The sequence below is a fragment of the Kribbella steppae genome (assembly GCF_004342025.1).
GTDB lineage: Bacteria > Actinomycetota > Actinomycetes > Propionibacteriales > Kribbellaceae > Kribbella > Kribbella steppae.
The window spans coordinates 115515-127902 of the sequence record NZ_SLWN01000016.1; the positions used below are offsets into that span (position 1 = coordinate 115515).

At 65.1% G+C, this 12388-nt stretch carries 13 protein-coding genes; 4 read left to right on the forward strand and 9 right to left on the reverse strand.

Going from position 1 to position 12388, the window contains the following annotated elements; translation table 11 throughout:
* Positions 1 to 37 precede the first annotated feature (37 nt).
* Positions 38 to 568 carry a YbhB/YbcL family Raf kinase inhibitor-like protein gene (locus EV652_RS36320; protein WP_132214058.1) on the forward strand — a complete coding sequence of 177 codons (531 nt, stop codon included), beginning with the start codon at positions 38 to 40 and terminating at the stop codon, positions 566 to 568.
* Positions 569 to 774: 206 nt separating this feature from the next.
* Here EV652_RS36320 and EV652_RS36325 read toward each other — a convergent pair whose 3' ends face one another.
* The 4 genes from EV652_RS36325 to EV652_RS36340 form a co-directional block, all read right to left on the reverse strand.
* Complete coding sequence (locus EV652_RS36325) at positions 775 to 1953, reverse strand: MFS transporter (RefSeq protein ID WP_199238602.1); 1179 nt, start codon at positions 1951 to 1953, stop codon at positions 775 to 777.
* A gap of 62 nt (positions 1954 to 2015) precedes the next feature.
* Positions 2016 to 3140, reverse strand: a complete 1125-nt coding sequence (locus tag EV652_RS36330; protein WP_132214060.1) for a serine hydrolase domain-containing protein — start codon at positions 3138 to 3140, stop codon at positions 2016 to 2018.
* A complete protein-coding gene (locus EV652_RS36335) occupies positions 3137 to 3919 on the reverse strand; it encodes a CPBP family intramembrane glutamic endopeptidase (protein ID WP_158441422.1) in 783 nt (260 codons plus the stop codon). Before EV652_RS36335 ends, EV652_RS36330 begins: the two co-directional genes overlap by 4 nt.
* A gap of 243 nt (positions 3920 to 4162) precedes the next feature.
* A complete protein-coding gene (locus EV652_RS36340) occupies positions 4163 to 4753 on the reverse strand; it encodes a MarR family winged helix-turn-helix transcriptional regulator (RefSeq protein ID WP_158441424.1) in 591 nt (196 codons plus the stop codon).
* Positions 4754 to 4906: 153 nt separating this feature from the next.
* On the opposite strand from EV652_RS36340, the gene EV652_RS36345 reads away from it, so the two are divergent.
* Positions 4907 to 5368, forward strand: a complete 462-nt coding sequence (locus tag EV652_RS36345; protein WP_132214066.1) for a YybH family protein — start codon at positions 4907 to 4909, stop codon at positions 5366 to 5368.
* 185 nt (positions 5369 to 5553) lie between these two features.
* Entirely contained in the window at positions 5554 to 6147 is a 594-nt protein-coding gene (locus EV652_RS36350) for a class I SAM-dependent methyltransferase (protein ID WP_132214068.1), read from the forward strand.
* Between the two features lie 36 nt (positions 6148 to 6183).
* On the opposite strand, the gene EV652_RS36355 is transcribed toward EV652_RS36350, so the two are convergent.
* Together EV652_RS36355 and EV652_RS36360 are read right to left on the reverse strand one after the other, a co-directional pair.
* Entirely contained in the window at positions 6184 to 6948 is a 765-nt protein-coding gene (locus EV652_RS36355) for an inositol monophosphatase family protein (protein ID WP_158441426.1), read from the reverse strand.
* Between the two features lie 14 nt (positions 6949 to 6962).
* Positions 6963 to 8123 (reverse strand): erythromycin esterase family protein, encoded by a 1161-nt coding sequence (locus EV652_RS36360; RefSeq protein ID WP_132214072.1) that lies wholly within the window; start codon positions 8121 to 8123, stop codon positions 6963 to 6965.
* A gap of 321 nt (positions 8124 to 8444) precedes the next feature.
* Here EV652_RS36360 and EV652_RS36365 point away from each other — a divergent pair, with 321 nt between their 5' ends.
* Positions 8445 to 8936: a hypothetical protein gene (locus EV652_RS36365; protein WP_206752110.1), complete on the forward strand. Its 492-nt coding sequence runs from the start codon at positions 8445 to 8447 to the stop codon at positions 8934 to 8936.
* A 195-nt stretch (positions 8937 to 9131) separates the two neighbouring features.
* Here the strand turns inward: EV652_RS36365 and EV652_RS36370 are convergent, their stop codons facing one another.
* The 3 genes from EV652_RS36370 to EV652_RS36380 are packed head-to-tail and all read right to left on the reverse strand — an operon-like array spanning position 9132 to position 12258.
* A complete protein-coding gene (locus EV652_RS36370) occupies positions 9132 to 10016 on the reverse strand; it encodes a carbohydrate ABC transporter permease (protein ID WP_132214076.1) in 885 nt (294 codons plus the stop codon).
* Positions 10016 to 10975 (reverse strand): carbohydrate ABC transporter permease, encoded by a 960-nt coding sequence (locus tag EV652_RS36375; RefSeq protein WP_132214078.1) that lies wholly within the window; start codon positions 10973 to 10975, stop codon positions 10016 to 10018. Before EV652_RS36375 ends, EV652_RS36370 begins: the two co-directional genes overlap by 1 nt.
* Positions 10972 to 12258, reverse strand: a complete 1287-nt coding sequence (locus EV652_RS36380; RefSeq protein ID WP_132214080.1) for an ABC transporter substrate-binding protein — start codon at positions 12256 to 12258, stop codon at positions 10972 to 10974. Before EV652_RS36380 ends, EV652_RS36375 begins: the two co-directional genes overlap by 4 nt.
* Between the last annotated feature and the right edge of the window lie 130 nt (positions 12259 to 12388).

Consider the following 12388-nt stretch of genomic DNA (forward strand, 5'->3'; position numbering starts at 1 on the left):
GAATCCCCACACGTCGCGAGATCCCGGAGGTTCACAGATGTCGCTCGATCGGCCCGTCACACCGGACCCGTACGAACTCCTCCCGAAGGCCGGTTCCTTCACCGTCACCAGCACCGACGTGGCTAACGGCGAGCCCCTGTCGGACGACCATGCCTTCGCGGGCGGGAACACCTCGCCGCAGCTGAGGTGGTCCGGGTTCCCCGAGGAGACCAAGGCCTTCGTGGTCACCTGCTTCGACCCGGACGCCCCGATCGTGTCCGGCTTCTGGCACTGGGTCCTGGTCAACCTGCCTGCGACCGTCACCTCGCTGGAGACCGGAGCAGGCACCACCGAGCGCCTCGAGAACGGTGCCTTCCACGTCCGCAACGACTTCGGCACCAAGAACTTCGGCGGCGCCGCTCCGCCCGCGGGCGACCAGGTCCACCGCTACTACTTCGTCGTACACGCCATCGACGTCGAAGCCCTGGACGTCGACGCGGACGCCACCCCAGCCGTAGTCAGCTTCAACCTCGCCTTCCACACCCTCGCCCGAGCCATCATCACCCCCACCTACCAGATCGCCGAGTAGCTCACCCCACGCTCGCGCTAGCCGGAGGAGGAGTCGCCTCGACGCCATAGCCCGAGGCGACTCCCCGGCGTACTAACCGACAAGCAGGATTCTGAGGACTGAACCCGCGGCGGTGCACCCTGGAAGCCCCATGCCGAGTAGGAACGACCGGAACCGCGCCATCTACCAGCGGCTGGCCGGGGTCTACGACGGCGGCCGCGCGGCAGCTACCGTCCGCTGCGGCGGACCAGCAGGTAGGCCAGGGCGCTCAGCGCGGTGGCAACGCACGCCCAGGTGACGTTGTTGTGCAGCACGACGGCGAGGCTCGCGGTGATTCCGGCGATCGACTGCGCGAAGAATCCGCACAGGGCGACCGCGTAGGCTCCGTTGCCCTTCACGCTGGTCACCGCGACAGCCATGCTGCTCGGGAACAATGCTGCCTGCCCGAACGTCGTGACGCAGTACAGGACGATGAAGACCACCAGAGCTGCGACGAGCGGGATGCCAGGCAGCAGCCACAAGGTGACCAGCAAGAGGCCCGAGCCGGTCATGACGAGCGCACCGATACGCATCAGCCTGGCTGATCCGGCTGAGGCCGCCAACCGATTCACCGTCATCGCACCGGCGAAATAGGACAGTCCGATCAGGAGTCCGACGTTGCCGTATCCGTCGACGCTCAGGCCGAAGTGTTGCTGGAAGACGAACGGCGCCACTTCCTGCAGCAGGACGATCGTGGCGAAGCCGAGCCCAGCGGCGACCGTGGGCAACAGGAATGCGGGAGTCGTCAGGATGCACAGGTAGATGCGGTTTGCGCCGGCCAGTCTGTTCCGCCCCTGCCCAGGCTCCAGGGGCAGAGTCAGCGTCCCGAGCACGCCGATCGTTCCCACCACGGCCAGTACGACGAAACCCATCTGCCAGTGGGAGTACTTGCCGATCAAACCGCCGAGGAACTGGCCACCCCCGAGTGCCACGACGAATGCAATCGACAGGACCGACAGCCGGCGGGCGAGTACTTCGCCGTCGCCGAGGTCCCGGACGAAGATTCTCGCCAGGATTGCCGCGCCACCGGCGCCGATGCCTTGGAACGAACGCAAGATCAGCAACCCCGCGGCCGAGGTGTTCACCGCCAACAGGGCACTGGCGACGATGAATAGCGCCAACGACGCAAGCACTGCAGCCCGGCGTCCGTACCGCTCCGCAGCCCGTCCCCACAGCAGGACAGGAGCAGCCGCGGCGATGACGAACAGCGATACGGACAAGGCTGCATGGCTGCGCGAGATACCGAGCTCTCGCTCCACCGCAGGCAGCGACGGCAAGTAGATGGTCGTGGCCATCTGAGTCATGAACACCAGCAAGCAGGCAACCAGCACGGTCCGCCGCTCCGGCTTCGAACCTGCTACCGGCACAACCCAAACGCTACCTCGTCACCCCGGCCAGCGTCCGAGCCGTCTCACGCATCTCATCCACCTCAGTAGAAGCACGTGTAGAGCTCAGTGAAGAGGCCGTCAAAGTTCCACGCTGTGGTGGTGTTGGTCATCGCGACCATGGCGATGCCTGTGTCGGGGTAGATGCGCATTGCGTTCCAGAATCCAGCGCCGGTTCCGTAATGCTCGACGAACGCCGGGGTGCGCTGAGCGTCGATCGGCTTGCGGAACCAGCCGATGCCATGGTCGAACGGCTTCCCGGTCGAGGTGATCGTCCGCATTTGCTCGGTGTCGGCGGAGGTCAGTCCCAGGCCGGCGTACGACGGGCCGGCTGCGTGGGCGGCGGCGAGCTTGGCGGCGTCGGTCACGGTGCCAAGCAGGCCCCCGTAACCAGCCCCGCTCACGACGAAGGGCCGCAGCGACGTGTGACCGTCAACCCGCGGACCGACGATGCCCGGAGGCAGCATCCAACGAAGGGCAGGCACGACAACTCTCGGTATGCGCACGTAGCCCACGGATCGAGGCAGGCCGGCCCGGTAGGCGTAATCGGTTCCGTTCATCGCCAAGGGCGTCAGCACGGTGTCGCGGACGCAGTCCTGGACAGGCTGTCCGGTGACGGCTTCGATAACGCGGGCAGCGAGCAGGTAGCCGATGTTGGAGTAGGCGGCGCGGGTGCCGACGGCCCTAGTCGGTGTTCCATGTTTGGCGACGATTCGCTCGAGGAGAGCGGGGTCCTCGGGCTGATTCTCGGCGCGGACCCAGCGGATCGGCAGTGGGTTGGCGAGGCCTGCGGTGTGGGTCAGCAACTGCCGGGTGGTGGGATGGCCGTGCTTGGCGTGGGGTCGATAGCCGGGGAGATACGTCCCGATCGGTGCCTCCACATCGAGGACCCCGTCGGCGTGCAGTCGCATCGCTGCGGTCGCTGTGGCGATCTTCGTCATGGAGAACCACAGATATTGGTCTTGGACGGTGGACAGGCGACGTGTCGCCAGGTCCGCGTAGCCCTGAGCACCCGAGTAGAGGATCCCATCTGGACCGGCCACCGCGACTGATATCCCGGGGATCCTTCCGGCCGTGGCGACCTCCGCGATGATCCGTCGAGCGCGGTCGTCGCTCCCCTGCGCGCTCTGGTCACCGGGTCGATCCGGCTGGTTGTTGGTGCTGTTCATGTCTGGTCCTTGTCCGTACTGACGGATCTCGTTGACGACGTTGCAGCGGCTAAGTCGAGCAATAGCCGGTAGGGACGACCCAGGTTGCGCCGAGCCACGAACGCGACTGCCGCGGTCAGGACCAGCACGGCCAGCAGTCCACCGAGCTTGCGAGCGTCGCCTTCGACGAGGCCCGCGACCAAGCCCTCGTCGTTGTTGCTGCGGTTGAACACGGTGTGGAGCAGCGCGACCGCGAGAATGCTGTCACGGGCACCTCGAAGGAACACGCCGATCATCAGTCGGACGATGGTGCAGACAATCAGCAACGCGACCAAGGCTGCGACCAGGGACTCGACCGTGAAGTCACCGATGAAGTGCAGGGGCATGTGGGCCAGTGCGAACGGTACGGCGGTCAGGAGCGCTGCTGTGGCCAGGCCGTGGCGTCGCTCGAGCCGGGTCTGAACGATGCCTGTCCACGCGGTCTCCTCCCACATGTTGATGAGGAGCAGGTTCACCAGGAGTCCGAACAACTGGCCGACGACCAAGGGCTCGATATCGACCGGCTTCAGGCTGTCCCCGAGCAGAACCGCAAAGGCGATGGTAAGGATCGGTAATCCGGCCAGGATCAGGAGCCACCAACGCGGACCGATGCGCCACCGGAACATCCGAGTGACGAGCGCCCGTACTCCGGGACGCCCCTCGGCGGCCCAGGTGACCCATAGCGATGCGGGTAAGAGTGCCCCGAACACGAGCACGATAGAGGCGATGCGTTCCGTGTTCAGGCCCGCCAGTTGCGGCATCCAACCACTGGGAATCACACCATGCTCGGCCAGGATTGGTAGAGACATCGCCGGACATGCGATGCAGAAGGCAAGCACCAGGAAGGCGGGCACCGGGTGGCGGGACGTCCATCGCCGAAGCCGCCCTCCCCTGCTCGCGTGCGGGGTCGCGGGGTTGTTGTTGAGACCTGGACTGGGTGCGAGGACTGTTGCCTGTTCGCCGGTAGTGTTCATGCCGAGTCCTTGAGGACGGGTATCGGCCGGTTAGGCCGGTGACGCGCGGTTCGGTTCCTGACTTCTCAGGAAGTCGATGTAGAGGCGGACCTGCTGCTCTTCGAAGGCGGTCAGCGGTGCGCCGGGGTAGGCCAGTACCGGCACGCCGGCGTGGTCTTTGGGGCGGGCTTCCTCAGCTGGAGCGACCCGGTAGGGGCGCTCGTCCAGTCCGGCGCTCTCCCGAAGCACCATGTCGATGTGCTGGAGCACCAGACGCTCCCGCAACGTGTCGGGGATGAACCTGGCGCGCAGTGCATGCATTGCCTCGTGGAACAGTTCGGTTGCGCGGTCGTGCGCCTCCTTGCCCGCGCCGGTCAGGCCGACAAGGTGTGAGCGGCCATCAGCCGGGTTGGGCGAGCGGACAGCGTGGCCGCGCGTCTCGAGGCGCTTCAGGTGCGCGGAGATGCTGGTCGGCCGCAGCCCGGTCCACCGATGCACCTGAGTCGGAGTCACCGGGCCATACCTGCGCAGCAGCGAGTACATACCGAAGTCGTCACCACTGAGGTCGGTCCCCGCGAGGACCTCGTCCAGAAGCCCAGACGCCAGACCACCGACCAACCAAACGTCAAACAGCAGCGACATCGGCCCATCGGAAGGGGGTGCAGTAACCATGAGAAAGATACTACAACCACGCAGTTCTTTATTGCAATCCTGCAGTATCTACACGACTGAAGGGGCCATGCCCAACCTCAGCCCTGCGCCTCACAGTTCTGGGCGCTGCGTCGTCGTACTGGTATGACGCAGACGAGCAAAGAATCAGGCGTACCGACGACTTCGCTCGAGGCTGAGGTTGGTGAGCTGCTGGACAGGCGGGCCGAGGCCTGCCGTGCGAAGGACATTGATCGGTTGATGTTGCTCTACTCGGACGACATCGTCTACTTCGACGTTGTGGCACCGCTCCAGTTCATCGGGGCTGATGCGGTACGGCGGAACTTCATCCGATGGTTCGACGAGTACGCCGGCCCGATCGGTCTGGAGACGCGCGACCTGAGCGTTGCTGTGAGCGGGGATGTGGCATTCGCCCACATGCTCCATCTGGACAGCGGGACGCGACGGAACGGGCTGGAGCTCGCGGTCTGGTTGCACTCGACCGTGTGCCTCCGGCGGTTCGGCGACCGGTGGCTGATCACCCACGAGCACATCTCGATCCCGCACGACCCGAAGGACTGGAGCGCAGTCGTCGACGCGACCCCCTGACAGAGCACGACGCTCTCCGAGTCAGACGACCACTCGATCGTGTGCGCGAAACCTCGAGGCCTGTGAATCGCATGCCACGATGAGGTGGAGACGTCGGTTGCGGGAAGAGGGCAGTTATGTCGGAGCGATCAGGAAAGCGGGTTGACGATCCGTTGGCGGGTCGGCGGCCGACTAGTCATGAGCGGATGTCTGGGCAGCCTTGGGATGCGTCGTACCAGGATGGGCCGGCGCCTTGGGACTTTGGTGGGGCGCAGCCGGCGGTTGTGCGGGTGGCGGCTGCGGGTGGATTCAGCGGGGCTGTGCTTGATGTGGGCTGTGGGAGTGGGGAGAACGCGCTCCATCTGGCCTCGCTGGGGCTGTCGGTGTTCGGGGTTGATGTCGCTGAGACGGCGTTGGCGCTGGCCCGAGAGAAGGCTGCTGAGCGTGGGATCGAGACCGAGTTCGCCTTGGCTGACGCGTTGCAGCTGGAGCGGTTGGGGCGGACGTTCGACACCGTGCTCGACAGTGCGCTGTTCCACACCTTCGACAACGAGGAACGGCCGGGCTACGCGGCGAGCCTAGCTTCGGTCACCGAGCATGACGGCACCCTGTATGTGCTCTGCTTCAGTGACGATGGGCCTGACACCGGCCCACACCCTGTCAGCCAGGAAGATCTGAAGGCGGCCTTCACCTCGAGCGCCGGCTGGACCATCGCCACCATCGCCGCCGAGCGAGTCCGCACGAGATTCCACGACGCCAACGGCGCCCCAGCCTGGCTCGCAACAATCAAACGCACCTAGAACTCGAAGACCGCCCGGAGTCTGTTGAACCGGCAGTCAGGGGTGCGCCGGGTAGTGAAGCGCGGTGAGCAACCGACTGTGCAAGTTGGCGTTGGAGTACAGGCCACCGCCTTGATCACCCGCATGTCCTCCGGTCCGATTGGTGAAACGTCCGCCCGCTTCCTCGACGAGAAGAATCCACGGTGCGTGATCCCAGATGTGGTAGCGCTCGACCAAGAAGGCGTCGATTTCGCCACGAACAAGCTCGATGAGCGGGAGGGGGCTTGCCGGTGCGGGCGCCGCACTCGGTGGGAGGCGGGCTCTGGACGCGTCGTCCAGAGCAGCGAGCCGCGCATCAGCGAACATCGACGTGGTGCTGACTTCGAGGCGCTTCGATTCGGCCTCATCGCGTGGCCAGGACGACTCGAAGGCACCGCCGCCTCGGGTCGCCCACCAGCAGCGTCGCAGCGCAGGAGCGGTGACGACCGCGATCTCGATGCTCCCGCCAACCTCCAGCGCAATCTGAACCCGCCAGTTCGGGTCACGCCGACTGAAGAACGACGTACCGTCAACCGGGTCGATGATCCAGATTCGATCGGACTCACCGAGTTGACCAAGTTCCTCGCCGAGGAGCGCATCTTTTGGCCTCGCCACAGACAACGTCTCGCGAAACAATCGCTCGACTGCCCGGTCGGCTTCCGTGACTGGTGTGCCGTCGGCCTTCAGCGTTGCCGAAACGCCCGACTCGAAGTAGGCGAGCGCGATCTCCGCCGCCCGGTCCGACGTGTCGAACGCGAGTTGTAAGTCATCAACGCTGTCCACGACCGGCGACGCTATCAGCGCCCGCCCGGTGTGGGCGTCGCGCTGGCGTTGACGTGCAGTACCGCGTCAGCCGCGTCGACGATTGCCTGGTCGAGGGGAGAGTAGGCCTGCTCTGGTCTTGTGTCGGTGCGCTTGCGTGCAGCAGGGACCGCGGCCGCGGTTGTCAGGCCCCAGGTGGTGATACGGCGCTGCAGGAACCCCTCGTAGGTGTTCGGTTCCGGTTCTCCGAGTCCGAGGGCTTCGCTGCGTCCCAGACTGCCGACGACGACGGAGTACCGCCGACCCAGCAGAGAGCCCACGATGGCGCCGGCGGAGTACCAGTCGAGGTCCATTCCAGCCATGCGCATACTGCTCAGGTTGCGTTGCAGGTGGCCGTTGTGCGCGAAGACCAGCGTCGGGCCGCGTTGCTCCTCAATGGTGCGGATGTCCAGGAGGTTCTGGGCCATGAGCGCGTCCCGGGTGGCCAGGAGCCCGGATATCCGAGCGCTCTCCTCGATCCGCTGGGCGGACTGCTTGTGGTAGCGCAGCAGACCGAGGCCGGCGGTCAGGTGTGTGCGGGCCCGGAACCAGTCGGCGCGTGAGGTCGCCGCGATGAGTTCCGGTGCGCGTGCGTAGAGCGAGGTGAGCAGGTCGTCGGCGATCGCTCGCAGCTGCGCGGCTTCGGGGTTGTCGCCGGGCGACATCGCCGGGTTCAGGATCGCCTCCTGGCGGCTCCACCGTTCGTCGGTGCCGAGCAGGCTCGCGAGGTCGAGGTCGAGCCCGAGGTAGTTGCACGCGTATTCCAGATCGCGCCGAGGGCTGGGTGCGCTGGTGTTCTCGGTCGGCGCGTCGAAGCCGTGAAAGGCCAACCGTTCTTCGGTGGGACGGCCCTCGTTGTACTCGCGCATCCAGGCGACCAGTTGCCTGTTGGGCTCCAGGTCTCCGAAGCTGTGCGAGAAGCCCTCACTCGTCGCTGTGTCGAGGGTTCCCGCTCCGTCCTGGACAAAGTCGTTCACCGCGAGCGCGGCCACTCGATCGGTCTCCAGGGCGATGGACCGGAAGCCCTGGCTCGCAAGTGATGCGAACAGCTCGTTACGGATGTACCCGAACGCCGGCTCGCGCGTCGGATGTACCGGCTCACCGAGCGCCAACAGCTCACACGACGGGGTTACGAAGTCTCGAATCTCTTGGCCCATGTCCCTAAATCGTATCGTTGAACTAATTGATAGAGACTTCGATCGCCGTCACCACGTAGCAACACCGCAAAGTCTCCAATCTAGCGACTACCTTGCGACCAGCGGATCTCGCCCGCGAGCGATCAGGACAGCCGGGGCACCGACGAACAATCCAGCGCGTCCTTGGAGTTCGGCTTCGCCTGCGTCCGGGAGCACACAGCTGGCTATTCTGCTGGTGTGAAGATCTGCGTTGGGGAATGAGTGAGTACCGCCGACTGGACTATGGGGTCGACAACCGCCCCACCGGAGGTGGTCGAACCTGGCCGTACTCTGATCGGCGAAGTGATCAGCAGCGGCGCGCTGATGTATGCACCTCGGACGCTGCGGCTGCTGGTCGGTGCGAACGCTATCTGTGTCCGAAGCCTCGACGGCCGGCTGATCTGGCTGGAGACGACCAACTCGAGCGCCTTCACCGCGGCTGATGGTCAGGTCCTCGAGTACGCGCACACCGACGAGGAAGCAGTCATGGTGCAAGGCGACACGGCGGCTGAGGCGAGCGCGCTCGTCAGTCTGCACGCTGCGCTGGCATGGTCCGAGGCCACACTCCGGCCCGGCAGTCGGCAAGCCGATCCCCGACAGTTCGAGCATCGGGCCGCCGACATCCGGACCGCCGCCACTGAGGACGGCCGGCAACTGCAGATCGTCGCTGACCGCGAGACTGGTGTCATCCTTGCGATCGCCGGCAAGTCACTGGGGGGTGACTTCGACCTGAAGCTGCGGTCGGTACACGTGGTGGACAGCGCCCCCGACCACTTCGCCGCTCGGCACCTGTGACGCCTCGGACCGGCGGGGAGCCTGGTGGACTCCCCGCCGGGGCTTCTCAACTCCTTGGTGGAGTTGGAAATTTGTGGTTCGGGCGTTCAGTTCGTTCGCCTATCAGGCTGACCCGTGGCGCGGCTGAGCGGCTGCGCCGGAGGCGGCCAAGAGAGGAGTCGCCGCCGGAGGCGGTGTCCTTTCGGGTCGGTCTGTCTAGTCCTTGATGCCTGACTGGGTTACTCCTTGGATCAGGTAGCGCTGGAGGAAGAGGAAGATGAGGACGAGCGGGAGGATCGAGACTGCTGCGGCCATGAAGAGTTCGTGGATGTTGATGGTTTGCGCCGTCACGAACGTCGACATCGCGACCTGGACCGTCCAGGAGGACGAGTCTTGGCCGATCACCAACGGCCAGAGGAACGAGTTCCAGTTGCCGATGAACGTGATGGCGGCCAGGGCGGCGAAGAACGGCAGGGAGTTCGGTACGACGATCCGCCAGAACACCCCGAAATGACCGGCGCCGTCCACCCGCGCAGCCTCCTCCAACTCACGGGGGAAGTTCAGGAAGTACTGCCGGAACAGGAACGCCGCGAACCCGCTGAACAGCGTCGGGATGATCAACCCGCGCAGCGAGCTGACCCAACCCAGCGACGACACCACGATGAAGCTCGGGATGAAGGTCACCGCAGCCGGGATCATCAGGGTCGCGATGATCGCGTAGAACACCTTGTCCGCGTGCTTATACGGGATCCGGGCCAGGCCGTACCCCGCCATCGATGCCAGTAGCAACTGTCCCGCCGTACCGACGATGCCGACCACCGCCGAGTTGTACAGCGATCGCGCCATCGGCACCTGGGTGTCCTTGAACAGTTCGCTGATGTTCCCCCACTGCAAGTCCTTGGGGAACAGCGTCCAGTCCGGTGCGGTGATGTCGGCCTCGGTCGACAACGCGTTGCGCAGGATCAGGTAGAACGGCAGCAGGAACAGCACCACCGCCACGAAGAGCGCGATCCATCGCAGGACCATCCCGATGAGGCCGGCCGAGCTGCGGCTGAAGCCGATCGGTTGTGGCGTTCCCGTCGTACGTTCGGAGGCGGCCATCAGTCACCCGCCTTCCCGAATCCGAAGATCCTGTTCTGCAGCAGTGTGACGAGCATGATGATGACAGCCAGGATCAGCGCGCCGGCCGAGCCGTGGCCGAGGTCCTGGATCGAGCCCAGGGAGATGCCGTAGAGGTACACCAGGGGCGGCCGGGCGAAGCTGGCGTTGCCGATCAGGTTGTAGAACTCGTCGAACGCCTGGTACGCCGCGATCAGGTTGAGGATCAGTACGGCGACCGACGTGTTGCGCAACTGTGGCAGCGTGATGTAGCGGAACACCTGCCAGCCGGGTTTGGCGCCGTCGACGTACGCCGCTTCGTAGAGCGTCGGCGAGATGCGCTGGAGCCCGGCGATGAACAGGATCATGTAGAACCCGAGCTGCAACCACAGCCGCACGCTGACGATCGGAATCCAGTACCACGGCGGATCGATCGTGGACAGCCAGGCGATCCCGTCGATACCGAACCAGCTGAGCACCGTGTTGGCCAGGCCGAACCGGACACCATTGAAGATCGACAGCCGCCAGATCAGCGATGCGACCACATAGGAGCAGGCGGTCGGCAGGAAGAACACCGACCGGAAGAACGCCCGCGCGATCTTCACCTGGTTGACCAGCAGCGCCAGCGCCAGCGATAACGCGAACGTCAGCGGCACGATGAACACCGCGAAGAGCGTGAAGGTACCGAGGCTGGACAGGAACGCGTGGTCGGTCAGCATGTCGACGTAGTTCTGGAACCCGACGAACTTCGACGGCGTGACCGTGTTGTAGGCCTCGAAGAAGCTGAGGACCAGGCTCCAGATGATCGGCAGGTAGGAGAAGACCAGCAGGCCGAGGACGAACGGCCCGACGAAGATCCAGAACCAGCGGGTGTTCCCCGCGATCCCCTGCTTGCGTCGCGGACCCCGCCGCTCACCAGTGGCGGCGGGGTCGGCGGTTCTCGGAGAAGTGCTGGTGCTCATCCGAACAGCCGCGTCAATTCGGTGTTGACGGTCTTCTCGGCTTTCGCGATCTCCGCGGCGGGGTCGGCCCCCTTCCGGATGATGTTGGTGAGCATATCGGCGAACGCCGTACCCATCTTCGGAGTCCAGGCCGGGTTGTCGGTATGGCCGTAGTCCTGGGTGAGCTTCACGGTCTCGGCGGCGACACCGCTCTGCAGTTTGGCCGCCTTGGCGGCGAGGCTCTTCCGCGGCGGGATGTGGAAGCCGTAGTTCAGCGACCAGTCCTCCTGGAAGTCCTCCTTGTCGATCCACAGCCACTTGATGTACTTCTTCGCCGCGTCGATGTTCGGGCTCTTGGCCGAGACGAACTGCGTCCAGCCGCCGGAGTACACGGCCGGCTGACCCTCGGCGTCCAGCTTCGGGAACGGGATCACGCCGATGTCGTCGCCGAGCACCTTCTGCATCCCCGGCACCGCCCACATGCCGATCCACTGCATCGCGACCAGGCCCTGGTTGATCGCACTCGGGTCCCACCAGTCCGTCGGCGCACCGAGCAGCACGCTCTTGTCGGCGTACAACTGGTGCAGCTTGGAGAACGCCTGGGCCGCGCGGTCACCGGTGAAGCCCGGCTTGTTGTCCTCGGTCAGGTAGGAACCGCCGGACGACCACAGCGACGGTCCGCCCATCGCCAGGCCGCCGTCGTTGCCGACGAAGATGCCCTTCACCTTGTTCGTGGTGAGTTCCTTGGCCGCGGCGATCAGGTCGTCGATCGTCTCCGGCGGCTTGATACCGGCCTTGTCCAGCAGGCTCTTCTTGTAGTAGATCACCTGCGGGTCGACGATCATCCGGATCCCGTAGACCTTGCCGTCGACGGTGTTGGTGGCCAGGTCACCCGGCTGGAAGTCGTCCTTCACGTCGGCGATGATGTCGTCCAGCGGCACCACCTGGTTGCCCTTCACCATGCCGATGTTGAGCTGGCTCTCGAAAACGTCCGGTCCCTTGTTGGACAGCAGGCCGGCCGACAGTTTGCTGCCGTAGTCGCCGGGGGTCCACTGCACGGCGATGTTGGAGTCCGTGTACGCCTTGGCGTACTTCAGGGCCGCTTCCTTCGTACCGGTCTCGCCGTACTGGTGGTACCACTGCGACAGGTTGACCTTGGCTCCGCCGCCTTCTCCCCCGGTGCTGGACGGTCTGCCGGTATTGCCACCGCACGCGGCGGTGAACGCGGCCAACGCGGCCAGGCCGCCGGTCCGCTTGAGCAGATCCCGCCGGGACAAGCCGGGGTTCGGAACATGAGCAGGCATGATTTCCACCTTCCCGAAAGCAGCGCCGCAGGGGTACGACGCCGACGGTTCCGAGTTACTTAACGGCGTTAAGCATCTCTGATTTCGCACACGCTACAACTCGATCGAACATCGCAACAGCCTTCGGCAG

Bases quoted from the DNA above. Each gene is read 5' to 3' on its own strand.
- EV652_RS36320 (WP_132214058.1), top strand. From the start codon at position 38: ATGTCGCTCGATCGGCCCGTCACACCGGACCCGTACGAACTCCTCCCG.
- EV652_RS36330 (WP_132214060.1), bottom strand. From the start codon at position 3,140: ATGAACAGCACCAACAACCAGCCGGATCGACCCGGTGACCAGAGCGCG.
- EV652_RS36335 (WP_158441422.1), bottom strand. From the start codon at position 3,919: ATGCCGCAACTGGCGGGCCTGAACACGGAACGCATCGCCTCTATCGTG.
- EV652_RS36340 (WP_158441424.1), bottom strand. From the start codon at position 4,753: ATGTCGCTGCTGTTTGACGTTTGGTTGGTCGGTGGTCTGGCGTCTGGG.
- EV652_RS36345 (WP_132214066.1), top strand. From the start codon at position 4,907: ATGACGCAGACGAGCAAAGAATCAGGCGTACCGACGACTTCGCTCGAG.
- EV652_RS36350 (WP_132214068.1), top strand. From the start codon at position 5,554: ATGTCTGGGCAGCCTTGGGATGCGTCGTACCAGGATGGGCCGGCGCCT.
- EV652_RS36360 (WP_132214072.1), bottom strand. From the start codon at position 8,123: ATGGGCCAAGAGATTCGAGACTTCGTAACCCCGTCGTGTGAGCTGTTG.
- EV652_RS36370 (WP_132214076.1), bottom strand. From the start codon at position 10,016: ATGGCCGCCTCCGAACGTACGACGGGAACGCCACAACCGATCGGCTTC.
- EV652_RS36375 (WP_132214078.1), bottom strand. From the start codon at position 10,975: ATGAGCACCAGCACTTCTCCGAGAACCGCCGACCCCGCCGCCACTGGT.
- EV652_RS36380 (WP_132214080.1), bottom strand. From the start codon at position 12,258: ATGCCTGCTCATGTTCCGAACCCCGGCTTGTCCCGGCGGGATCTGCTC.